Annotated in this window: 21 protein-coding genes; 8 read left to right on the top strand and 13 right to left on the bottom strand. The window is 61.4% G+C overall.

Going from position 1 to position 23,437, the window contains the following annotated elements; all coding sequences use genetic code 11:
• Positions 1-855 precede the first annotated feature (855 nt).
• The 3 genes from J1G37_RS14685 to J1G37_RS14695 are packed head-to-tail and all read right to left on the bottom strand — an operon-like array spanning position 856 to position 3,792.
• On the bottom strand, positions 856-1,779 hold the full coding sequence (locus tag J1G37_RS14685; RefSeq protein WP_207042765.1) for a sugar ABC transporter substrate-binding protein: 924 nt from the start codon (positions 1,777-1,779) through the stop codon (positions 856-858).
• A gap of 43 nt (positions 1,780-1,822) precedes the next feature.
• Positions 1,823-2,947, bottom strand: coding sequence for a phytanoyl-CoA dioxygenase family protein (locus J1G37_RS14690; protein ID WP_207042768.1), 1,125 nt, complete (start codon positions 2,945-2,947; stop codon positions 1,823-1,825).
• Positions 2,947-3,792, bottom strand: coding sequence for an SDR family oxidoreductase (locus tag J1G37_RS14695; RefSeq protein ID WP_207042769.1), 846 nt, complete (start codon positions 3,790-3,792; stop codon positions 2,947-2,949). Before J1G37_RS14695 ends, J1G37_RS14690 begins: the two co-directional genes overlap by 1 nt.
• 122 nt (positions 3,793-3,914) lie before the next feature.
• Here J1G37_RS14695 and J1G37_RS14700 point away from each other — a divergent pair, with 122 nt between their 5' ends.
• Together J1G37_RS14700 and iolG are read left to right on the top strand one after the other, a co-directional pair.
• Complete coding sequence (locus tag J1G37_RS14700; RefSeq protein WP_207042770.1) at positions 3,915-4,940, top strand: LacI family DNA-binding transcriptional regulator; 1,026 nt, start codon at positions 3,915-3,917, stop codon at positions 4,938-4,940.
• A gap of 35 nt (positions 4,941-4,975) precedes the next feature.
• Positions 4,976-5,980 carry an inositol 2-dehydrogenase gene (gene iolG / locus J1G37_RS14705; RefSeq protein ID WP_207042771.1) on the top strand — a complete coding sequence of 335 codons (1,005 nt, stop codon included), beginning with the start codon at positions 4,976-4,978 and terminating at the stop codon, positions 5,978-5,980.
• 60 nt (positions 5,981-6,040) lie between these two features.
• Here iolG and J1G37_RS14710 read toward each other — a convergent pair whose 3' ends face one another.
• The 4 genes from J1G37_RS14710 to J1G37_RS14725 all read right to left on the bottom strand — a co-directional run bounded on the left by J1G37_RS14710 (position 6,041) and on the right by J1G37_RS14725 (position 10,225).
• A complete protein-coding gene (locus tag J1G37_RS14710) occupies positions 6,041-6,427 on the bottom strand; it encodes a hypothetical protein (RefSeq protein ID WP_207042773.1) in 387 nt (128 codons plus the stop codon).
• Positions 6,424-7,581 (bottom strand): PAAR domain-containing protein, encoded by a 1,158-nt coding sequence (locus J1G37_RS14715; protein WP_242551593.1) that lies wholly within the window; start codon positions 7,579-7,581, stop codon positions 6,424-6,426. The genes J1G37_RS14710 and J1G37_RS14715 overlap by 4 nt, the downstream gene beginning before the upstream one ends.
• A gap of 155 nt (positions 7,582-7,736) precedes the next feature.
• Positions 7,737-8,903 carry a GGDEF domain-containing protein gene (locus tag J1G37_RS14720; RefSeq protein WP_207042774.1) on the bottom strand — a complete coding sequence of 389 codons (1,167 nt, stop codon included), beginning with the start codon at positions 8,901-8,903 and terminating at the stop codon, positions 7,737-7,739.
• 107 nt (positions 8,904-9,010) lie between these two features.
• On the bottom strand, positions 9,011-10,225 hold the full coding sequence (locus J1G37_RS14725; protein WP_207042776.1) for an MFS transporter: 1,215 nt from the start codon (positions 10,223-10,225) through the stop codon (positions 9,011-9,013).
• 84 nt (positions 10,226-10,309) lie between these two features.
• Here J1G37_RS14725 and J1G37_RS14730 point away from each other — a divergent pair, with 84 nt between their 5' ends.
• Positions 10,310-11,131, top strand: a complete 822-nt coding sequence (locus tag J1G37_RS14730) for a helix-turn-helix transcriptional regulator (RefSeq protein WP_207042778.1) — start codon at positions 10,310-10,312, stop codon at positions 11,129-11,131.
• Between the two features lie 6 nt (positions 11,132-11,137).
• Here J1G37_RS14730 and proP read toward each other — a convergent pair whose 3' ends face one another.
• Positions 11,138-12,640: a glycine betaine/L-proline transporter ProP gene (proP, locus tag J1G37_RS14735; RefSeq protein ID WP_207042780.1), complete on the bottom strand. Its 1,503-nt coding sequence runs from the start codon at positions 12,638-12,640 to the stop codon at positions 11,138-11,140.
• A 431-nt stretch (positions 12,641-13,071) separates the two neighbouring features.
• On the opposite strand from proP, the gene J1G37_RS14740 reads away from it, so the two are divergent.
• Positions 13,072-14,475 (top strand): MFS transporter, encoded by a 1,404-nt coding sequence (locus tag J1G37_RS14740; RefSeq protein ID WP_207042782.1) that lies wholly within the window; start codon positions 13,072-13,074, stop codon positions 14,473-14,475.
• Positions 14,476-14,513: 38 nt separating this feature from the next.
• On the opposite strand, the gene J1G37_RS14745 is transcribed toward J1G37_RS14740, so the two are convergent.
• The gene (locus J1G37_RS14745) at positions 14,514-15,434 is read right to left on the bottom strand and encodes a helix-turn-helix domain-containing GNAT family N-acetyltransferase (protein WP_207042784.1); all 921 of its coding nucleotides are present in this window, start codon (positions 15,432-15,434) and stop codon (positions 14,514-14,516) included.
• Between the two features lie 139 nt (positions 15,435-15,573).
• Between J1G37_RS14745 and J1G37_RS14750 the strand changes: the two genes are divergently transcribed.
• Positions 15,574-16,602 (top strand): UV damage endonuclease UvsE, encoded by a 1,029-nt coding sequence (locus J1G37_RS14750; protein WP_207042786.1) that lies wholly within the window; start codon positions 15,574-15,576, stop codon positions 16,600-16,602.
• 6 nt (positions 16,603-16,608) lie between these two features.
• Here J1G37_RS14750 and J1G37_RS14755 read toward each other — a convergent pair whose 3' ends face one another.
• Positions 16,609-17,559: a transporter gene (locus J1G37_RS14755; RefSeq protein ID WP_207042788.1), complete on the bottom strand. Its 951-nt coding sequence runs from the start codon at positions 17,557-17,559 to the stop codon at positions 16,609-16,611.
• Positions 17,560-17,730: 171 nt separating this feature from the next.
• On the opposite strand from J1G37_RS14755, the gene J1G37_RS14760 reads away from it, so the two are divergent.
• Entirely contained in the window at positions 17,731-18,015 is a 285-nt protein-coding gene (locus J1G37_RS14760) for an AAA family ATPase (protein WP_207042791.1), read from the top strand.
• Between the two features lie 170 nt (positions 18,016-18,185).
• Here the strand turns inward: J1G37_RS14760 and J1G37_RS14765 are convergent, their stop codons facing one another.
• Entirely contained in the window at positions 18,186-20,126 is a 1,941-nt protein-coding gene (locus J1G37_RS14765) for a methyl-accepting chemotaxis protein (protein ID WP_207042793.1), read from the bottom strand.
• A 218-nt stretch (positions 20,127-20,344) separates the two neighbouring features.
• Here J1G37_RS14765 and J1G37_RS14770 point away from each other — a divergent pair, with 218 nt between their 5' ends.
• Positions 20,345-20,788 carry an HIT domain-containing protein gene (locus J1G37_RS14770; protein WP_207042803.1) on the top strand — a complete coding sequence of 148 codons (444 nt, stop codon included), beginning with the start codon at positions 20,345-20,347 and terminating at the stop codon, positions 20,786-20,788.
• Positions 20,781-21,227, top strand: a complete 447-nt coding sequence (locus J1G37_RS14775) for an NUDIX domain-containing protein (protein ID WP_207042805.1) — start codon at positions 20,781-20,783, stop codon at positions 21,225-21,227. Before J1G37_RS14770 ends, J1G37_RS14775 begins: the two co-directional genes overlap by 8 nt.
• A 6-nt stretch (positions 21,228-21,233) precedes the next feature.
• Here J1G37_RS14775 and J1G37_RS14780 read toward each other — a convergent pair whose 3' ends face one another.
• Complete coding sequence (locus tag J1G37_RS14780; protein ID WP_207042807.1) at positions 21,234-22,772, bottom strand: hypothetical protein; 1,539 nt, start codon at positions 22,770-22,772, stop codon at positions 21,234-21,236.
• Complete coding sequence (locus tag J1G37_RS14785; protein ID WP_207042808.1) at positions 22,765-23,352, bottom strand: hypothetical protein; 588 nt, start codon at positions 23,350-23,352, stop codon at positions 22,765-22,767. Before J1G37_RS14785 ends, J1G37_RS14780 begins: the two co-directional genes overlap by 8 nt.
• Positions 23,353-23,437 lie beyond the last annotated feature (85 nt).

The following is a 23,437-nucleotide window of genomic DNA, read 5'->3' on the forward strand; positions in this document are numbered from 1 at the left end:
CGATGGCGGCGGGACTGCTGGTAAAGATGTTGCCTGTGCCGCCGCCATCGCAGGCAAGCCAGCTCCCACAGTTGAGCGGGTTCACAAGTCAAAATGTGGGAGTTGTCGAGCTTTAGCGAGGCTACGATGGCGGCGGGACTGCTGGTAAAGATGTTGTCTGCGCCGCCGCCATCGCAGGCAAGCCAGCTCCCACATTTGAGCGGGTTCACAAGTCAAAATGTGGGAGTTGTCGAGCTTTAGCGAGGCTACGATGGCGGCGGGACTGCTGGTAAAGATGTTGCCTGTGCCGCCGCCATCGCAGGCAAGCCAGCTCCCACAGTTGAGCGGGTTCACAAGTCAAAATGTGGGAGTTGTCGAGCTTTAGCGAGGCTACGAAGGCGGCGGCACTGCTGGTAGAGATGTTGCCTGTGTTGCCGTCTTCGCAGGCAAGCCAGCTCCCACAGTTGAGCGGGTTCACAAGTCAAAATGTGGGAGTTGTCGAGCTTTAGCGAGGCTACGAAGGCGGCGGCACTGCTGGTAGAGATGTTGCCTGTGCCGCCGCCATCGCAGGCAAGCCAGCTCCCACAGTTGAGCGGGTTCACAAGTCAAAATGTGGGAGTTGTCGAGCTTTAGCGAGGCTACGATGGCGGCGGAACTGCAGGTAAAGATGTTGCCTGTGCCGCCGCCATCGCAGGCAAGCCAGCTCCCACAGTTGAGCGGGTTCACAAGTCAAAATGTGGGAGTTGTCGAGCTTTAGCGAGGCTACGAAGGCGGCGGCACTGCTGGTAGAGATGTTGCCTGTGCTACCGCCATTGCAGGCAAGCCAGCTCCCACATTTGAGCGGGTTTACAGATCAAGATGTGGGAGCGTTCGGGGTTATGGGTTGAGGAACGCCTGGTAATTGTCTTTGGTGATCCGCTGATACGGAATCGTCAGTTCAGCCGTGTACGGTTCCTTCTTCACCATCTTCACCGCCAGATCAATCGAGCCCACCGCCTGGCCCTTGTTGTCCTGGTACACCGTCACCAGCAATTGGCCCTTTTTCACCGCATCCAGCCCGGCTGGGCCGCCGTCGCTGCCGGCCACGAGGATGTCCTTGCCCGGTTGCATACCGGCCTGGCTGATGGCCATGGCGGCGCCAATCGCCATTTCATCGGCGTTCGCCGCCACGGCGTCGATCTTGCGTCCGGAAACGATCCAGTTGTTCATCAGGTCGATCGCCTTGTTGCGCTGCCATTCCGCGGTTTGTTCTTCTACGATCTTGATGTCCGGGTACTCCTTGAGCACGGTTTTCACCCCTAGCGTGCGGTTGTGGGTGGCGTTGTTGGACAGCAGCCCGAGCATGATCGCCAGGTTGCCCTTGCCGCCCATTTTCTCGGCCAGGTAGCGCATCTGGATCTCCCCGGCCTTGACCTCATCCGAGCCTACGTAACCCACGCCAGGCGGCAGTTGCGGGGCGTCCGGGCGGCGGTTGACGTAGACCAGCGGGGTCTTGGCCTGCTGGGCGTTAGTGCTCATCTTGGCTGTGGCGGCGGTATCAACCGGGTTGACGATGATCGCGTCCATGCCCTGGGCGGTGAAGTTCTGCACCTGGTTGAGTTGGCGCACCACATCGCCCTGGGCATCTTCGAATTGCAGGGTCACCCCGGGCAACTCCTTGGCATGGGCGGCCATGTAGTCACGCATCTGCGCGAGAAATACATCATCGACCTGGGCGATGCTCACGCCGATACGAATATCGGCCAGCGCCCACGGCGTGACAGCGAGGGTAAACAGTGCCGCAAGGAGGTGCTTTTTCATGGTTTTGCTCCGTTGTTATTGTTGTTGTTAAAGCAGGGGTGATTCAGGCCTGGCGCTTGGCGCGCATCTGCGCCACCGCCGCCGCAAAGTCCGCGGGCGGCCAGCGTTCGCTCAACGCTTGTTGCATCAGCTGTTGTCCGGTTTGTGGCGCGAGGCCTTTGAGCGGTGGGTCGGTGTCGAGGTTGGTGGGGAAGGAATAACCGTCCGCCGTGCAAGCGATCACGGCCTGGGCATCCAGGGACGGATTGGCCAGCAACGCCGGGTACACCGCGAGCATCATGCGGTCGCGGTCGAGGGCTTCCATGGGTTTGCCGAATGCCGAGGAAATTTGCAGCAGGTTGGCCATGCGCTGGCGGTCGGCGGTGCGGTTGGTGCCGGCAGCGTGGAACAGCGCCGGGTTGAAGAACAGCAGGTCGCCCTTGTTCAGCGGTAACTGCACGGCATGTTGCTGGAAGTAGTCGATAAACTCTTCGCGGCGCCACGCCAGGTAACCCAAGGCGTATTGCTGGGAGAACGGCAGCAGTTGGGTCGGCCCGGTTTCCAGCGGCATATCCGTGTGGGCCACCGCGCCTTGCAGCGTCAGATACTGCGACAGCAGGTGCAAGGGCAGGGGGAAGCGCTCCACCACGTCGTTGGTCTGGAACCCCAGGTGGTAATCCCGGTGCGGCTGCTGCGCCTGACCACCGGGATGCACCACGTTGACCTGCGCCGTGACCTGAAAACTCGGCCCCAGCCACGCCTCGGCAATCAGCCCCAGCAGCGGGTTGGCGTAATACTCGACAAACGACTCGGGCGACTGCAACGCAGCTTTCTGCAACGAATTCCAGATGCGCCCGTTGCTGCCCGCCTTGGCAAAGTGGTCGGCGGCCACGCCTTGGGCGGCCTCATTGGCAAAGATCGCTTCGAACACCTGGCTGTGGCGGTCCACCACTTCCAGATCTTCATAGGCCCGGCGTACCACCATCACCCCCGGCCCGTCACGGAACAGCCGGTGCAGCTCATTCATCACGCTGCGGCGGTCGCTGTTGCGCAGGGTTTGGGCCTGATAGATCGGCACATTGCTCAGCACCTCCTGGCACAGCGGGTAATCCTCGGCGTGGGCCTGTTGCGCGCACAGCTGGCTGAAATCCGCCAGGCGCACGGCCTCGGCGCTGACAAATGCCGACATCACACACCCCCTGGCAGGCTCAGGGCCTGATGCGGTTGCGGGCTGCCGCCGTCGGTGCAGCCGACCACGCCTTGTTCCAGGTCGATCACCGAGCCGGTCATCATCCCCGATTCGCTGGACAGCAAAAACGCCACGCTGCGCGCCACTTCCTCCGGCTTGAGCAGGCGCCCGAACGGCTGCGCGCTTTCGGCCTCTGCCAGCCAGCCGTCCTGGGCGCCGTGGTACTGGCGCTGGATGTCATCTTCGTGGGGCGTGTCCATCCAGCCGATATTCAAGCCGTTGACGCGGATACGGTTGCGCAGTGCAGTGAACGCGACGTTCTTGGTGAGGATCGCCAGCGCGCCCTTCGACGCCGCATACGCGCTCAAAAACGATTGCCCGCCATGCCCGGTGACGCTCTGGATATTCACCACGGCGCCTTCCACACCTTTGCTGATCATCAGCTTCAGCGCTTCCTGCATAAGGAAAAACGGCGCCCGCACATTCACCGCAAACAGTTTGTCGAACAGCTCCGGCGAGGTGTCGAGGATGGTGCCGCGATCCGACATGCCGGCGCAGTTCACCAAGCCGTGCAAGGTGCCGAAGTGGGTGCGCGCCGCGTCGATGATCGCCCGGCAATCCTCGACTTTTTCAAGGTCGGCCTCGACGAAAAACGCCTGGCAATCCAGTTGGGCCAACTGCCGCACCTGTTCCTCGCCCTGGGCGCGGCGCCGCCCGCAGATGATCAGGCCGGCAGCGCCACGTCGCGCCAGGGTATGCGCGACGGCGGCGCCCAGGCCTTGGGTGCTGCCGGTGACGACAAAGTATTGGCCGCTGAACGAGGTGGCGAGATCGGTGTTAGGCATGCAGTTCTCCTGATTTTTGTTGTTGTGCATCGCCCGGCTCGACGCCGGGCAAAACTGAGACTAGCATTGCGAAACCTCAGTAACGCCCAAATAAGACCTCAAAAACACCTCAGGCGAACCGCATGCTCGAACGCGCAAAACACTTCTCCATCAAGCAACTCGCGACCCAGGCGGGCGTGAGCAAAGCCACGGTCGATCGTGTGCTGCACCAGCGTGGCAGCGTGCATGCGCAGACCCGGCGGCGCATCGAGCAGGCGTTGGATGAGCTGGAGTCCCAGGAGAAAAACGGCCTGGCGGTTGGCCGCACCTTTCATGTGGACGTGATCATGCACACGCCCAAGCGTTTCAGTGCGGCGGTGCAAGCGGCCATCGTCGCGCAACTGGCCAGCCTGGCGCCGTTTCGGATTGCCCCGCGCTTTCACCTGTTCGAAGAGATCGAACCCCAGGCCATGCACGACCAACTGCTGCGCTGCCTCGACACCGGCAGCCAGGGCGTGGTGCTCAAGGCCGCCGACGAGCCGGCGGTGAACCAGGCGGTCAAGCAACTGATCGCGGCGGGCATTCCGGTGGTCACCCTGGTGACAGATCTGCCGCAAAGCGAGCGCATCGGCTACGTCGGCATGGATAACCGCACGGCTGGGCAGACCGCCGCGTACCTGATGTCGCGCTGGCTGCCGGCGTTAGCCCAGGACGTCGCGGTGGTGATCGGCAGCGAGTTGTTCCGTGGCGAAGAAGAGCGCGAGATGGGCTTTCGCGCCTGGTTACGCGGGCGTGCGCCGCACCTGCGGGTGCTGGATGTGAGTGGCGGTTATGGGGTTTACGAGCGCACCTTCGAGCGCGTGACCCAGGCGCTGAAACAGCATCCCGAGCTGAAGGCGGTGTACAGCGTCGGCGGCGGTAACCGCGCGATTGTCGATGCCTTCGCCGCCCTCGAACGCCCGTTGGAAGTGTTTATCGGCCACGACCTCGACGAAGAAAACCGCCAGTTGCTGCGCGAAGAAAAAGTCGCCGCAATCATTGACCACAACCTGCAGATCGACGCGCGCAGCGTGTTCCTGCACATCCTGCAATTTCATCGGCTGTGGAAGGCCGGGCCGATTGCGCCGTCGCAGGTGCAGATCGTCACGCCGTTCAACCTGCCGGACTGAAGCTCTCCCCAACAACAAAACCAGGAGTGTTCACCATGCTACGAATCGCCGTTCTAGGTGCCGGGCGCATCGCCAAGATCCACGCCGCCAACGTCGCCGCCCACCCAAATGCCACGTTGGTGCTGGTGGCCGATCCCTGGCGTGAAGGGGTCGACACGCTGAGTAGCCAGCTGGGCTGCGAGGCGGCTTACGATTGCGCCGCCGTGCTCAGCCGTGACGATATCGACGCCGTGGTCATCGGCACGCCCACCGACACCCATATCGACCTGCTGCTGGCGGCGGTGGCTTCGGGCAAGGCGGTACTCTGCGAGAAACCCATCGACCTCGATATCGCCAAGGCGCGCAGCGCGGCAAAAGCCGTGGAGCGCCAAGGTGGCCAGGTGATGCTCGGCTTCAACCGGCGTTTCGACCCCGACATGCTGCGCCTGCGCCAAGCCCTGGATGCCGGGCAGATCGGTGCCGTGCGCCAAGTGATCATCACCAGCCGCGACCCCGGCCTGGCGCCGCGTGACTACCTGGCCCACTCCGGCGGCATCCTGCGCGACATGACCATCCACGACTTCGACACCGCGCGCCATCTGCTCGGCGAAGAACCGGTGGAAGTCAGCGCCATCGCCAGCCGCCTGGTCGACCCCAGCCTGGCCGAGATCGACGATTACGACAGCGTGATGGTCTTGCTGCGCACCGCCTCGGGCAAGCAATGCCATATCAACTGCTGCCGCCAGGCGGTGTACGGCTACGACCAGCGCGTCGAAGTGTCCGGCGCCAGCGGCGTACTGCTCACCGATAACCATCGGCCCAGCACCTTGCGCCACTGGAGCGCCGAGCACACCGAGGCGCTGGAGCCGTTGCAGCATTTCTTCCTGGAGCGGTATGCGGATGCGTATCGTAATGAGCTGACGCAGTTCATTGATGCACTGAACCACGGTCAGCCGCTGCCTACCAATATGCGCGACGGTTTGTATGCGTTGCACCTGGCGGATTGCGCGCTGGAGTCGGTGAAGAGTGGGCGCAGTGTGGCGGTGAGTTACGACCTCTAACGGTAGGCGTTGGTGGGGGAATGGGGACGCCCCCGTTCCCCCCGGCGTTACGAGTCGCGGTTAAATCAATCCGAGCTTAATGGCTTTGCCAAAGGTCATCATGACCGCTATCAGCCCGAACGCGCTCCATTGCAGACGCACGAATTTAACCTTGAGCGCAACTGGAAAACCCGCGAGATCTGCGGTGCTCAGCGTACCTCTTTTGATGTGGATCCTTGGAAATGTGACGACTCCTGAGATGCCACCGATCAACAGCAATTTCCCCAACGGCCCCCCATGCCGCAACGGTGCCCTGACTGTGATTGCCGAACTGTTTTTCAGGTGTTCCAGAATGAGGTCCATTTTTGTATAGGCAAGGTGCAGACAAATACCAATCCATAGAAAAATACCGGCAAAGTCTGCCAGGGCAATGACCAAAAACACCTTGTCGCCTAAGCCCAGGCTCATTTAACGGCCTCATAAATCTTTTCCCCTATCCGCTCACCCGTTGCCCCACCCCCAATCGCTGTACCGACCCAGCCTCCATGTTTGATCACCGTCGAAGCTTTCGCCAACTGTTGGATGTGGGTCGCGTAACCAGGTATCTGGCCCGGTGCCCCGGCCTGCGACCACCGATGAACAAGGCTGCGGCTTGATATTCCCAGCGCGGTTTTCAGATTGGGATGGTCGGGAATACCGGCGCTTCTGCGGGTCAGGGCGGTGAGGTGGGTATCAAGTCGGGCCAGCAGGTTTTTACGTTCGGCGAAAAATTCCGGTGATCGCAAGTGTCCGTCCTTGAGGAATGCTTTTTGGTGCAGTGCCTCGATGTCCTGCAAGATTGTTTTCAAATTATCCAGGTTCCTCGCGAGCATGGTTTCACCCGCTCCGATAGCGGTTGAACTGTGGGCCAGGAAGCTTTGGATCTGCTCGCGATGGCGCATCATGAAGTCCGCATCGGCTGCACTAAGCGGGTTTATAGCGTCATGGGTGAGTGCCGCGGCTTCCAGTAAGTGGTTTTCTTCTTTGCTGCATTGAAAGTTGTTTGGATCGCCAAGCACGATCAATGAGCCGGCTTTGACGTTGTCTGTTCGAGGGTTGAGTGTTCGGAACTTGGCCATTACCGCTGGGTCTGGCGTTGGAAATAACGTGGCCTCTAGAGCTTCGCGGGTCGTGCTTTGGGGCACGATATAGAAGCCGGGTTCTTGAGGTTGTGGGCTGTTAAACGCAGAGGGCGTCCAATGACTCGAAGGACGGTACGTCGACTGATTCTGTGCCGCCGAACTGCGGGCCTGAGCCACTGGCGCCGGCTCAGCGGCGCGTCTCATGGCCGGCCGTTCGTAGCTTTCGTTGCGGTAGATCGCCGTGTAGATCGAGGGAATGAATCTGGCTCGGCAGGGGCAACTGCTGAAGCTGTCCAGCGTGCCAGCCATCAGCCTGCCATGGCTGTTCATGTGTGAAATACCGCCGAGTATTTTATATATGCCCGGGTGCTTTCCACAGGTCACGCGGTCTCCCTCACAAGCGTGGAGGAGGCCATAGATGTTTATGCTGGGGTCGCCATCCAGGACTTTCCCGCCGCAGGTGGTTTTGTCACCCAAGCCAATGAAGTGTCCGTCACCCATTCAAAATGTCCTTTTTATGCAGTCAGTAAACATGCGTTTATTGCGCAGCTACCCTGATAATTTGGATATTCGAAGTACAGTCGGACGCTTCCGGCCATCACTTAGGAAAAGTCGGCTGGATAGGTAGGTACGGTGAAAATCACCCTCAGCGACGATTAGCCAAACGAACTCGCTCCGGTGCGATCCACCAACCGAATGCTGTCACGCCCACCGCGCTTGGTTTCATACAGCGCGGTGTCCCCTTGTTCGATCAATTCCGTCAGGCTTGCCGGCGGCTGGTCGAACAGGTTGGCGCCGATACTCAGGGTCACCGCTGTCGGGGTCGCAAAGGTTTGCGAGGTGAATTGAAAAAATTGCCCGCGCAGGCGGCTGCCGAGGTCGACGATTTGTTCCGTGGAGGCCGGGTGCAGCAGGATCACAAATTCATCGCCTCCCAAGCGCGCGACCAATGCGCCACGGGGCACTACCGCGCGGATCATTTCGCTCAAGGCGATCAGCAGACGGTCGCCCGCGATGTGGCCGTAAAGGTCGTTGACCGGCTTGAAGTTGTCGATGTCGATCAACAGCAGCGCGCCCGGACGGGCCGGGGACACTTGGGCCAGCAAGCGCGGCGCCCGCAGGTCCAGGGCGCGGCGGTTGTAGAGGGCGGTCAGCGGGTCGCGGGCGGCGAGGCGGGCGATCTGCTGTTCGCGGCGATAGCGCTCCGAGCCGGTCATCGACAAGGCGATCAGCATGATCGCCATCGCGCCTTCTACCAACGACACCTGGATGATCTCGCCCTTGAACGCCGCCAGGTCGATCAGGGTGCCGGGGATCAGCACCGACAGCGCCTTGGCCACATAGAACGAGCCGTGGATCAGCAGCACATAGCGCAGTTGCACCGCGCCGATGCTCAATGACTTGCCGTGGGGCCGCAGCAGGCTGCTGGCACACAAGGTCGGCGCCGCCACCAACAGGGACTGCACCGCCAGCATGGCTTTGGACCACGGCAAGTCGGCCGGTAGCAGCAACATGCCCAGCCACACGGCGGGCATCAACAGCCACCAGCGCGACAGCCGCGCCTGGGTGAACCGCGCCACGCCGAGCAAGAACAGGAAGTGGGCGATCACCAGCAAGCCATTGGCGAACCAGATGCCGATCATCAAGAAGCCGCTGCTGCGCAGCAGGGCGAGGGTGGAGCCGATGCTGATGGTCGCAAAACCGGCGCTCCAGCACAGCAGCGACGGTTCGCGCACGCTGCGCCATTCGACGGCGAGGTACAGGGCAGCAGCGGCGGCGAGGGCCACGGTGAGGGCCAAAATCGTAGGAGGGTCGAGCGTCATGTCTTGCCGGGTCTGCCTGGTGTGCGTTTAAACCGGGATTGTAAGCGCACACGCAGGTTTTCAGAACACTCATCGTCATGGCATTGCGCCAGCCGATGAGTGGCGGGTCAGACGCCCTTGGTGGACGGCAGCAATATCGTCAGGATGCCCACCAGCGGCAGGAACGAACACAGCTTGTAGACGTACTCGATGCCGTGGTTATCCGCGAGCAGACCGAGCAGCGCGGCGCCAATCCCGCTGAAGCCGAACATCAGGCCGAAGAAGATCCCGGCGATCATGCCGACGTTGCCGGGCACCAGTTCCTGGGCGAACACCACGATGGCGGAGAAGGCCGAGGCAAGGATAAAACCGATTACCACGCTGAGCACGGCGGTCCAGAACAGATCGACGTAGGGCAGGGCGAGGGTGAACGGCGCGGCGCCGAGGATCGAGAACCAAATGACCTTCTTGCGGCCGATCTTGTCGCCAATCGGCCCGCCGGCAAAGGTGCCCACGGCGACTGCACCGAGGAACAGGAACAGGTACATCTGCGAACTGGCCACCGACAGGTGGAACTTCTCGATCAGGTAGAAGGTGAAGTAGCTGGTCAGGCTGGACATGTAGAAGTACTTGGAAAACACCAGCACGGCCAGCACCACCAAGGCAAAGGTCACCCGGCCCTTGGACAAGCCATGGGTGGCTTTACCGCCTTGCTTGAGCTTGAACAGGCTGAGGTGGTTGCGATACCAGCGGCTCAAACCGTAGAGCACCAGGATGGCAAACACCGCAAACAGGCCGAACCAGGCGACATGGCCCTGGCCGTAGGGAATGATGATCGCCGCCGCGAGCAACGGGCCGAGGGCGCTGCCGGTGTTGCCGCCGACCTGGAAGGTCGATTGCGCCAGGCCAAAGCGGCCGCCGGAGGCCAGGCGCGCAACGCGCGAGGTTTCCGGGTGGAAGGTCGAGGAACCCACGCCCACCAGGCCTGCGGCGAGCAGGATCGCCGGGAAGCTGCCGACAAACGCCAGCATCAGGATGCCGATCAAGGTGCAGACCATGCCGGCGGGCAGCAGCCACGGTTTGGGATGGCGGTCGGTGTGGTAGCCGATCCACGGTTGCAGCAGGGAGGCGGTCAGCTGGAAGGTCAGGGTGATCAGGCCGACCTGGGCGAAGCTCAGGCCGTAGTTGGCCTTGAGCATCGGGTAGATCGACGGCAGCACGGCCTGGATCAGGTCGTTGATCAGGTGCGCCAGGGCACAGGCGCCGAGAATGCGCATGACCAAGGGGCTGGCGTGGGGCGTGGCGGTGGTAGCAGCAGCGGGTGACGCGGTCAGGGTCGACATGCAGGCATTCCATACAGGGTGGCGAGTACTTGGGCTCGCCATCTATTTCAAAATGATTCGGCGTTCATGCTAGATTTGCGGAAAATGCCTGTCTCGCGAAATTCGGGCAGCAATCATCGCAAAAAGGGCGAAATGATCAAATCACTGGATAAATTTCTACAGGAAATCGACGAAGGCGACTGGGCCGTGATCAGTTCGGCCACCGACTACCCCGAGAACTGGGTGATCCCCGAGCACAGTCACGAGAAGCACCAATTACTCTACGCCATCGAAGGCGTGATGGTGGTGCACTCGGCGCAAAGCCAATGGACGGTGCCGTCCAACCGTGGGTTCTGGATGCCCTGCGGGCAGGTTCACTCGCTGCGGTGCGTAGGGGCGTTGAAGATGCGCAGCGTGTTTGTGCGCCCCGACGCGTTCCCCAACTTGCCGAGCGAAACCAAGGCGGTGAGTATCTCGCCGTTGTTGAGCGAGCTGATCAAGGCGTCGGTGAGCCTGAAACCGCCGTATGCCGAAGACTCGCGCGATGCGCGGATCATGCACCTGATCCTCGATGAACTCGCGTTGCTGCCGGCCTTGCCGCTCTCGTTGCCGCAGCCGGCTGACCCTCGTATCCAGCAGATCTGCGCGGCGTTGCAGGACGACCCGGGCGATGCCTCCACCGTGGCCGATTGGAGTGAACGCCTGGGCCTGGACCAGAAGACCATCCAGCGCCTGTTCCGCAAGGAAACCGCCATGACCTTCGGCCAATGGCGCCAGCAGGCGCGCTTGTTGTTGGCGCTGGAGCGCATTGCGGTGGGGGAGAAGATTATCGATGTGGCGCTGGAGCTGGGTTATGAAAGCCCCAGCGCCTTTACCAGCATGTTCAAGAAGCAGTTTGGCAAGACGCCGAGTCAGTTTTTCAGGTAGCGGCCTTTAGTTGATGCGCGGATGCTGCTGCACCAGGTTCTCGCGCTTGGCTTCCAGCTCGGCAATCTCGGCATCGATGTCTTCGATCTTCTGCTCGATATTGTCGTGATGCTCCTGCAACAACTCCTTGGCTTCGGCCATGTCCGACGCCGCCGGCGCTGCGCCGCGCAGGGGTTTGTTGGCGGTTTCCTTCATGGTCAGGCCGGTGATCAGGCCGACCACGGCAAACACCATCAAGTAGTAGGCGGGCATGTACAGGTCGTTGGTGCTTTCCACCAGCCAGGCCACGGCCGTCGGGGTGAGACCGGCGATCAGTACCGAGACGTTGAAGGCACTGGCCAGCGCGCTGTAGCGCAGGTGGGTGGGGAACATCGCCGGCAGGGTCGAGGCCATCACGCCGATAAAGAAGTTGAGCACGATGGCGAGGATCAGCAGCCCGGCGAAGATCAGGCCGATCTTGCCGCTGGTGATCAGCATGAAGGCCGGGATCGACAACACCAACAGGCCGATGCTGCCGGCGATGATGAAGGGCTTGCGGCCGATCTTGTCGCTGACAAAACCAATGAACGGTTGCACGAACAGCATGCCGACCATGATGGCGATGATGATCAGCACGCCGCTGTTTTCTTTGTAATGCAGGTTATGGGACAGGTAGCTCGGCATGTAGGTGAGCAGCATGTAGTACGTCACGTTCGTCGCGGCGACGATGCCGATGCAGGTCAACAGGCTGCGCCAGTGCTTGGTCGCGACTTCCTTGAAGGATACTTTGGGGCCGTGGCTGAGGCCTTCGCGGTCGCCTTGTTCGAGCTTGTCCATGTGCTGCTGGAACGCCGGGGTTTCCTCCAGGGCGTGGCGCAGGTACAGGCCGATGATGCCCAGGGGCAGGGCGAGGAAGAACGGCAGGCGCCAGCCCCACGTTTCAAATTGCTCTTCGCCCAGCACGCTGGAGATCAATACCACCACGCCCGCGCCTAGGACAAAACCGGCGATGGAGCCGAAGTCGAGCCAGCTGCCAAGGAAGCCGCGCTTGCGGTCCGGTGCGTATTCGGCGACAAAGATCGATGCGCCGGTGTACTCGCCACCCACCGAGAAACCCTGGGCCATTTTGCACAGCAACAGCAGGATCGGCGCCCAGATGCCAATCGTGGCGTACCCGGGGATCAGGCCGATGGCAAAGGTGCTCAGGGACATGATCACGATGGTGGCGGCGAGGACCTTTTGTCGTCCGTATTTATCGCCCAGCGCTCCGAAGAACAAGCCACCCAGCGGGCGGATCAGGAAGGGCACGGAGAAGGTGCCCAGCGCGGCAATCATCTGCACGCTAGGGGAGGCGTCGGGGAAGAACACCTTGCCGAGCACGTAGGCGACGAACCCGTAGACGCCAAAGTCGAACCACTCCATGGCATTGCCCAATGCCGCGGCGGTGATCGCCTTGCGCATCTTGGTGTCATCGACAATGGTGATGTCTTTCAATCCGATGGGGTTGACGCGTTTCTTGCGAGCTTTCATGGGGACCACTCTAAATCTGAACAGGGGTGGTGCCATCGCCGCGATGGCACCGCTCTGAAAGGTCAGATACAAGCGGACACGAAATAATTCACCCGATGGCGTGTTTTTTATTGAAAAGGCGTAAGAACACCGCCGATCGAATGTGGGGGCTGGCTTGTGTGGGAGCTGGCTTGCCTGCGATGGCATCGCTGCGGTTTAGCTGACAGACCGAGGCGTCTGCATCGCAGGCAAGCCAGCTCCCACAGTTGAGCGATGTCGGGTGAATGGGCTTTGTCATCCTACAACTGCTTTTGTCTTGCGCATCACATACCTCAATAAACCGCAATCTTTCAGATTGACAGCGTGTAGGACGCCCGCTATAAAAGTCACAGTTGTACGACGACATATGACGTAACGTATGTCCTACCTAACAAAAATAAAAAAGTGATGCCATGAACTTGAACGAGCCCATCAACGCCCAGCGCGTTGGCCAAGCTGTAGGCAACTATCGCTGGACCATCTGCGCGATGCTGTTCTTTGCCACCACCGTCAACTACCTCGACCGCCAGGTGCTCAGCCTCCTGGCGCCGCAACTGTCCACGCAGTTTGGCTGGAGCAACACCGACTACGCGAACATCGCGGCGGTGTTCCAGTTTGTCTACGCCATCTCCATGCTGTTTGCCGGGCGCCTGGTCGATAAGATCGGCACGAAGACCGCCTATGTGGTGGCGATTGGCATCTGGTCCACGGGCGCCATCATGCATGCGTTCTCGGTGCCGATGGGTGAGGGCATCGCTGCTGTCAGCGGGGCGATTGGCTTGGCGGTGATTCCGGTGTCGATTGCCGGTTTCATGCTGTCCCGTGCGGTGTTGGCGATTGGTGAAGCGGGTAACTTTCCGATTGCGATCAAGGCCACGGCGGAGTACTTCCCCAAGAAAGAGCGCTCATTCGCCACCGGCATTTTCAACTCCGGGGCCAACGTCGGTGCGATCCTGGCGCCGATTTGCGTGCCGTTGATTGCAGGCCTTTGGGGCTGGGAAGCGGCGTTTATCGTGATTGGCGCGCTGGGTTTTGTGTGGGTGGCGGTGTGGATCGCGCTCTACGAGAAACCCGAGCAGCAAAAGCGCCTGTCGGCCGCAGAATTGGCCTACATCCGCAGTGATGAAACGGTACAACCGTTCAACCCGGCGCCTGCCGGTGCCGTGGGGAAAAAAGTCTCGTGGTTCAAGCTGCTGACCTACCGTCAGACGTGGGCATTTGCCTTCGGCAAGTTCATGACCGACGGCGTGTGGTGGTTCTTCCTGTTCTGGCTGCCCACGTACCTGTCGGCGCAATACGGCATGAAAGGCGCCGATATCGTGATGCCGCTGGCGGTGCTGTACAGCATGACCATGGTCGGCAGCATCGGTGGCGGCTGGTTCCCCAGCTACTTCATGGCCCGCGGCGACGCGCCGTATGACGGGCGCATGAAGGCGATGTTGATTATCGCGCTGTTCCCGCTGGTGGTGCTGTTGGCGCAGCCGTTCGGCTATATCAGCTTCTGGGTGCCGGTGTTGCTGATCGGCGTGGGCGCTTCAGCGCACCAGGCGTGGTCGTGCAATATTTTCACCACCGTGTCCGACATGTTCCCGCAAAAAACCGTGGCCTCGGTGGTCGGCATTGGCGGCATGGCCGGCGGCCTGGGCGGCGTGGTGATGACCAAGATCGGCGGCTGGGTGTTCGACTACTACAAGTCGATCAACGATATCCACACTGGCTACATGATCATGTTCGCGATCTGTGCACTGGCGTACCTGGTGGCCTGGAGCGTGATGAAGACGCTGGTGCCACGCCACAAGGAAATCACTGACCTTTAATGCGAAGCTTCCCGCGCTGCCGGCAGCGCGGGAATGTTTCACAGGTCCCGTGCCCAGGTCTGGCTGATCAATTCTTTTCCGAAGCTTTGGGTAGTCTCCTCTTCAACCAATTCAAACCCCGCCTTCTGGTACAGCTTGCGTGCATCCACCAGCGCGCTCATCGTCCACAGCACCATGCGTTTATAGCCGGCATGCCGGGCGAACCGCAGGCACTCATCCACCAGGCGCTGGCCGATGCCCATGCCACGCGCGCTGGCATCCACGTAGAGCATGCGCAGCTTGGCGGTGCTGTCGTCATGGCGCACCACAAACACCGAACCCACCACCTCGCCGTCCTTTTCCGCGATCCAGCAGCGCTCGCAGCTCGGGTCAAATTCGCGCAAGTACTTGGCGACGATTTCCGCCACCAACGCTTCAAACTCCCAATTCCAGTGGTACTCACGCGCATACAGGGCGGACTGGCGCTGCACCACCAGGCCCATGTCGCCAGGCTGCGGATCGCGCAGCAGGAAGCTCGGCGGCGTGCCTTGCAGCAGGGTCTGGATACGCTGCATGGCGGCGGTCAGTTGCTGCTGTTGCGGTTCGGGCAGGGCCTCCAGCAAGGCGATCACTTCGTCCTGGGTCTTTTGCTCCAGGGGCGCCAATACCGAGCGGCCGAGGTCGCTGAGGTGCAGTTGCACGGCGCGGGCGTCGGTGACGGAGCGGACCTTCTGGATCAGGCCTTGTTTTTCGAGCCCGCTGATCAGCCGGCTCAGGTAGCCCGCATCCAGGCCGAGCATCTGGCACAGGTCGGCGCTGGTCAGGTCGCCACGGGAAGACAGCTCGTACATCACGCGGATTTCGGTGAGCGAGAAGGCGCTTTGCAGCAGGTGTTCCTGCAATACACCGATCTGGTGCGTGTAGAAACGATTGAAGCCACGGATGATGCCAGCGCGTTCGACAAGGGAGGTGGTAGACATGATGGAGTCCATATAGTTGCCCTTGGCAATTATATTGTTGCCTTAGGCAAGCATGTCAATGGACAAATCCACTGAACCTCCTGGGTTGCGCCGCGCCTAACCCCGTATCATCCCGTCCTTATTTCCGCCAGGCACTCCCATGACTCATCCACGCATCGGCTTCGCATGCCAATACAAGCATCCCGAACGCCTGCTCTCGGCCAGTGCCCTGAAGTTGATCGAAGGCCCGTACAACCCGCGCACCACCACCCTGCGCTGGATGGACGGGGTCACGCCCCAAGTGGCCCGCGCCAAGCTGGTGGAAGTGGTCACCCATAACCTCGCCGCGCAATTGCACCTGCTGCGCTACGTTGCCGGGTTGCCGCCGACCTTGCGCATGCTGCGCCTGAGCAGCGACCTGTTGCCGTTCTACAGCCACCCGAAAGTCGCCGCGGTGTACCAGGACCCGGCCATCGCGCAGCAGTTGATCGAGGGCTTTGCCGCCATCGGCGAACTGGCGCGGGCCTCGGATATTCGCCTGTCCTTTCACCCCGGCCAATATTGCGTGCTCGGCTCGGAAAACCCCGGCGTGGTGGAAAACAGCTTGGCCGAATTCGAATACCACGCCGACATGATCCGCATGATGGGCTATGGCCGGCAGTTCCAGGACCTCAAGTGCAACGTGCACATCGCCGGCCGCCTGGGGGTGGAGGGCACGCGTGCGGTGTGGGCGCGCTTGTCGCAAGTGGCGCGTAATTGCATCACCTTCGAGAACGACGAGAAGACCTACGGCCTCGACCACTGCCTGCAAGTCGCCGACCTGGCGCCGGTGGTGCTGGATATCCACCACTGCTGGATCAACGAAAACGACTACATCGACCCCCACTCGGAACGAGTCGCACGAGTCATCGACAGTTGGCGCGGGGTGCGCCCGACGATGCATTACTCCCAGCCGCAGGAGAGCTTGCAAGAGTTGGGCTTTGACGCGGACCACAAACTGGAAATGGATGCGCTGATGCAGGTGGTGTCCAAACGTGATTTGTACGGCCACAGCGCGCAGATGTGGAACCGCTGGACCAATGACTACGCGCTGCAGTTTCTCGACCGTTTCGACATCATGCTGGAGGCCAAGGACAAGAACGTCGCATCACTGGCGTTTTACGAGCATTGGCAGCGGCGCATGGCGTGAGGGCGGTCATTTCTTGCCATTCAGGGGGATGACCAGCGACACCCACATGTTCCAGCCATCGGGGCGGTTCTTCGCGTCGAACTCGTAGTAGCCCTTGATATTGGCGTACCACAACTCATCGCTCACCTTGAAGAAATGCCCGGCCTGCGGGCCAATCCCGGCGACCCGTGATTTGAAATCCCCCAGCGTCGCGCCGCTGCCACTGTCGCCGGTGACTTGTTCGAAGTAGTAGCCGACCAGGCCGACCAGGGTTTGCGACGTGAAAAAGTGCGAGGCGCTGAGGTCGAGGTGGGCGTCGATGCCGTTCTGGTAGCGGGTGTCGGTGTTTTCCCAGTTGTAGGTCATGCCGGCCACGGCGGAGAACTCGTTGGTCTTGTCGAAGTAGGTGTAGCCACCGCCCGCATCCAGGGCGGCGTGGCCGAGGCCGATATTCACCAGGCGATTCGGGTCATAGGCGCCGATGGGAAGGTTGCCCATGGTGTAGGCCATGAAGTTGTGCACGCCATGGTTCCATTTCAAGGTGCCGAGCAGGTAAAGGTCGCTGCCGCCCTTGAGGTTGTCGTTGGTTCCGCCGGAAAACGAACGGCCACGCGGGCCGGTCACCGTCGCATCGATACTGGCTTCGGAGCGCGCCACCGCACCCACCGCCGAAATCGCCGCCTGGGCACCACCCAGCACTGGCGTTTCAAAGGTGTAGGTGGGGCTGGCGAAGAGCAGGTCGGCTTCGGCATCCAGTCCTACCACGGTGCGCCCGCCGCGTGGGAAGGCCTTGTTTTTGTTATCGCTGGCTTTAACGTGGTAGTAGATCAGCGGCAGGCTCCAGCCAGGCGTGACCGGGGCGGCGGCGAGTGCACCGAACTGACCGGGCAGCCAGAAGCTGATGCCACCATCGTCGGCGTGGGCCAGGGCCAGGGGGAGCAGGGCGAGCAAGCCCAATACGCTTGTCTGTCTGGTCATAGGACTTCCTATCCAAAAGGCCATGGATGGCGGGCATCAACCGCCGCGCCCAGTGCCTTCGGACGCGTTGGGCTCCCAATGGCTGCTAGAGCATAGTTCAGGGATTGAAGAGCGTTGCCCTGCCATGCAACGGCGGGCATTCTCTTTGACCCGACACAAGGAAACGTCCCCATGCCAACCCTGCATCTGCTGTGCGGCAAGATCGCCTCCGGCAAATCCACGCTGGCCAACCGCGAATGGCTGCGCGGCCTGGCGCAGACGGCCCAGGTGCCGCATTGCCTGCATTACCTGGAACTGGATGACGCCACGTGCCGTGCCCGGCTGCATGCCAGGAATGCCCGCGGCGAGCATGATTTTGCGGCAACCGATGCTGAGTTCGACCTGATTACTCGTCACTTTTGTGTGCCGAGTGAGGAGGAGGGGTTGGTGATTGAGATGCATCGCCTGGCGATGTGATTTCGGTGTGCCAGGCGACGACTCCCAGATTTTGAATTGTGAACCCAATCAAGTGTGGGAGCTGGCTTGCCTGCGATAGCGGCGGCACAGGCGAAACCTCTGTCGCCTGACCCACCGCTTTCGCAGCCTCGCTAAAGCTCGACATCTCCCACAGGGAATCGGCGCAAGGCTTAGGACTTGAACCGCCCCACCAACCCATTCAACTCATCCGACAGGTTCGACAACCGCCCCGAGTCGTCCTGTGCCGAGTTGGCCAGGCTTTCCACCAAACGCGCTTCGTCGTAGATCTGTTGGATATGCCGGTTGATCTCTTCGGCCACGCTGTGCTGTTCCTCGGCGGCGGCTGAGATCTGCAGGTTCTGGTCGCGGATTTCGTTGACCGACAATTGGATGCCCTCGAAGCTGTCCCGCGCACTTTCGATGGACGACACGCTGGCGCGCGACAGGTCCAGGCAGCTGCCCATTTTCTGGGTGACTTCCTGGGTCTTGGTTTCCAGGGTGCCGAGCAGGTTTTCGATCTCGCCGGTGGAGTCCGATGTGCGCTTGGCCAAGGCTCGTACTTCGTCGGCCACCACGGCAAACCCACGGCCTTGATCGCCGGCCCGGGCGGCTTCGATGGCGGCGTTGAGGGCCAGCAGGTTGGTCTGCTCGGCAATCGCGCGGATGGTGCCGAGGATCTGGTTGATGCTGCGGCTGCCGGCTTCCAGCTCGACCATGGCCTGGGACGATTCGGTCAGGCGACGGCCCAGGCGGTTGACGTTGTCGGTGGTCACTTCGATCTGCTGTTTGCCTTCGGCGACGCGGCGATGGCCGTTCTCCGCCGACTCCGCCGCACCGCTGCACGAACGGGCGACTTCGTTGGCGGTGGCGACCATTTCATTGAACGCCGTGGAGACCAATTCCACCGCCTCGCGCTGGCGCCCCGCTGCGTCGTTCATATTGTTCGCCACTTCACTGTTGACCCGTGAAGCATCCTGCAGATTGGCCGAGGCGGCGCCGATGTGCTGGATCAACTGGCGGATCGCCGCGAGGAACTTGTTGAACCAGCCGGCCAGTTCGGCGGTTTCGTCCTTACCCTGCACGTGCAGTTCGTGGCGCAAATCACCTTCGCCCTGGGCGATGGATTGCAAACCGGTGCTGACCTGGCCGATGGGTTTGACGATGACCTTGGAGAACGCTGCCGCCACCAGCCCGAAGATCAGCACCAGCACCGCGACGATCGCGCTGGTGAGGTAGGTCATGCGCGTGGCCTCGGCCATCACTTCGCTGTATTCGATCAGGCCGACATACCGCCAGCCCAGGCCGGGCGAGGTCCAGATATTGGCCATGTAGCGCACGCCATTGATCACCACCTCGGTGGAACCCTGGGCGGTGTTGGCCAGCTGTGCGTAGGGTTCGCCAAGGTCTTTGAGGGGCTTGAAGTTGTGCGCGTTGTCGCGCGGGTCCACCAGCACCACGCCGTCTTCGATCAGCATCACGTAGCCGCTTTCACCGAGCTTGATGCTCTTGACCAGCTCGGTGAGGTTCTTCAGCGAGACGCTGACTACAAACACGCCCTTGGCCTTGCCGGTGTTGTCCAGCAACGCGCGCGCGGTGCCCACCAGTGCTACATCGTCTTTGTCGTAGTAATACGCCGGGGTGCGCACGGTCTTGCCGGGGCTGGCCATTGCCGCCTTGTACCAAGGGCGCGTGCGCGGGTCATATTTAGCCAGTTGCGGGTCATCGGGCCATTTGGCGTAGGTGCCGTCTTCCAGGCCAATGGACAGGATCGCAGCGGCGGGGTGGGTCGCACCGTAGCGCGCAAAATGTTCGATCACCTGTTGCGCCTCGGCCGGCATCGGTTGGCTGGCGGCATTGGCGGGTTGGTAATCCTTGAGGGTGTTCACGGAAGTGTATACAGGATCGGCGGACAATTGATCGACGTTCTGCGTCGTGCCGTCGAAAAACTGCCGGATGTTGCCATCGATCTGGCGTATTTCCCGGGTGCTGCCATCGATGAATTGATCGACCGCCTGGGTTCGCGTGTTCAGGACGGAGATCACCGCAACCAGGCTGACCGGGATAAAAGCGACGGAAACGAAAGCAAGGACCAGCTTATTTTTTATTTTCATCGAGACGACCATCAGCGGGGAGGGCGGCCAAATCGTCGCGTCTGGGTGGAAGGCGGCGATTTGCTATCACTGCTATGTCGGCCTGTAGGTCGATAATCTTTAGCGGTTATTTGTCTACAAGTCTTATCGCGTATTGTCGTAACGTGGGTTTGCCTGTTTTCCGGGCAGTCGTGGCGGGTAAGATGCCGCCTGCACCTCATCTTGATCAAGGACATGACATGGCGCTCATCACGGAACGCGTAGAACTGGCTCGCAAGGGGGTCAATGACAAGGTTATCTGCCGCATGGCCTCAGGCTGGGCGGTGATGGGCGATGTGCAATTTCTGCCGGGGTACTGTCTGTTGTTGCCCGACCCGGTGGTGGCCAGCCTCAACGACCTGGATGCGCAAGCCCGCGCCACGTACTTGCTGGACATGGCGCGCCTCGGCGACGCCGTGCTGAAAGCCACCGATGCCTTGCGCATGAACTACGAGATTCTCGGCAATTCCGAGCCGGAACTGCATTGTCATATTTTCCCGCGTTATGCCTCGGAAGCGGATGACAAGCGGCGGATGCCCGCCTGGTTTTACGACTGGAAAAATGCGCCACCTTACGCCGAGGCCGTGCACGGCCCACTGCGCAAGGCGCTGGCGCAACTGCTGGAGGCACCGACCCATGCGTGAACGCAAGGCCTCGCGCCTGTTGGTGATCAGCCCCGCCCAGGAGGTGCTGCTGTTCCGCTTTGTGCATAAGGACGGCGCATTGGCCGGGCAAAACTACTGGGCCACACCCGGCGGCGGTGTTGAAGAGGGCGAGACCTTCGAAGCCGCCGCGATACGTGAACTGCGCGAAGAAACCGGTCTTGTGCGCGACAGCGTTGGCGCCTGCGTGGCCGACCGGCGCGTTGCCTTGATGCTGCCCAGTGGCGAAACGGTGCTGGCCATCGAGCACTATTTTGTCGTGCATGCGCCCAGCACGGCGCTGTCAAAAGCCGAGTGGACCCTGTCAGAAACCCAGGTCATGGCTGATCACCATTGGTGGTCCTTCAGCGAGTTGAGAACCACCCGCGACACGGTCTGGCCGGAAGCGCTGCTCCAGATGCTGCAAGACGCAGGCATCTGACACCACTCAGCGTGTGTAGCCCGGCAATAGTCGAAACGCCTCGGCGACACGCGTTGGATTCGGCAACGCAAGCACTCGGCGGTACAGCTCCTGGTGGGCTTGGCACACCTGTGCAGGTGCGTGTTGAGTCGGCTGCCGATAGGCATCGTAGGTGCCGGGTTCGGCGTGGGTGAACACACGGTTCAGGTCGGCCCGGGCCTGGGCGGTCGGGGTGACGTCACCCGTGACCTCGGCGGCCGCCTTGACCAGTTCACGTTGGCTGTTCCGTCTGTCCGTGAACAGCGCCAGCAAGGGTGCTGGCAGTGCGCTGTACCCCCCAGGGTAGACGCCGCTGAGGTAGAACGTGCAGACCTGCTCGTCGCCTTGTCCCACGGCGTTCACGAGCGCCGCCTGGGCTTGCCAGAACCGCAACAGTTGCGGGGCAGGAGCCTTGCGCAGTGCGTCCTGGATCAGCCAGGTATCGTGATCCCGCGTGAGCTGATCGAACGCGGTAAAGGTTGAGGCCTTATCCAGGGCTTTTTGTGCCTTGGCCTTTTCCACCTCGTACTGCGCAGGCGCGTCTTCGGCCAGGGTCTTGAGCTGGAAATACTTGCGCAGGTGGGCGTCCAGTTGTCCCGGTTCCCGCAGCCTCGCCAGGCGCGCATCGGTGAAGTCGCGGGCATCTGCGGTGGCGGTAATGATGTGTTCGCGCTTGAGCTCAGCGATGTCGGGATACCACATGTCTTCACGACCGGTCGCCAGCACCTTGTCGACGAACTGTCTCGACGCGCCATGTTTGAGCAGCGCGTCACGATACTGCTCGACGACGGCCGCCGATGCCTCGCCTGATTCGAACAGCGTCGCGGCATGAAAGCCCAGCTTGCCTTCAGCGCCCAGCAAGCGCTGCTTGCCGGACATGAACACCAACGCGCAGGCACTCACGCACTCGTGGTTGGTATAGGTGTTCAGGCCCTTGTCTTCGATGAGCCGCGCAATGGCCCGCGCTTCGCCGAACAGGCCGCCGGGGCTGTCCAGTTGGATTGTGGTGACGTTGGGGTGATCCGCCACTGCCTGGGCGAAGGCTGAAAAGCTGCCGGGCGCGATGCCGCCGTTGAATTCCAGCTCGGTATCGTTGAACGCGGTGATTCGGTAGGCGGGCAGCGCACTGGGGTCCATGGCCAGCCGCAACGCCGCCTTGAACGCAGGCACCACATCGAACAACGAGTAAGCCGTCTGCACCGCGCCGACGATCACCAGTACGCGCACCACGGTGACCCAGCGGGACTTGCCGCCGCGCTGGCGGTGGTGCCGGGCAGAGCGCCACACGCCCACCCCTTGCCAGAGCGTGATGGCCAGCGCGCCGGCCATGAACGGCACGCCCATCATCAGCAAGCCGGCGGGGCTTGGCGGGTTGCGCACCAGCAGGAAGTACAGAGGCGATGTCGCCAGCAGGCACACCAGGCTGAGCAACACTTCGTTGATCCAGAATGAGTGGGCCAGCGAGAACTCGCCGCGCCAGTGGCGGATCAAGTAGTTGCGCGGTGATGGGGTGACGGCTTCACTCATGATCGGTACCGAGGGTCACGGTCAGGCCGGCCTGCTGGGCCAATTCGAGGGTGTGTTCAACGCGGTCGGCATCCACGATAAACCCGACGTAATCGTCATCGCCTGAGTCCAGGTGCAGGTAGCGTTTGTCGAAACCGGTGAGCCACTGATCAAAGCTCACCAGCACTTCCAGCATCGGCCGGGTGCCGGTGTGTTCATAGTGGTAGGGCGTTTGCACACCGCTGGCGGCCACCAGATAGGACGCCAGGTACGCAAAACCATCGAAGCCACGAAAGTCGACGCCGAGCAAGGCAAGGTCGGCGAGCTTCTGGCCTCTTGAGGTGTCGAGCACACCTTCGGTCAATGCACTGGCGGGGTCCTGGTCGACGGCATATTTACGTAGCACACGACGCACGAGCCTCGCGCTTTCTGCCTCAGGCATGCGCGACAGAAGGGTTTCGGTGAACACCTTGAGCGCCTGTTTTTGCGCGACAGATTCCGGCGAACGCATCTCGCGCATGATCGCCGCATGGCTGGCGTTTGTTTCGTCAGGTGGCGGCATAGTGAAGCGGCCTCCGAACAACCGATCTAAAAAGCCCATCGCATTCCCTCGCTGTAGACCTGTTGCAAAAGGCGCGACCATAGCGTTTTTTTCACGGGCTGGCCAACCGGGGAGACTGTTTGTC

It is taken from the genome of Pseudomonas sp. Marseille-Q1929, from assembly GCF_017316265.1.
Lineage (GTDB): Bacteria > Pseudomonadota > Gammaproteobacteria > Pseudomonadales > Pseudomonadaceae > Aquipseudomonas.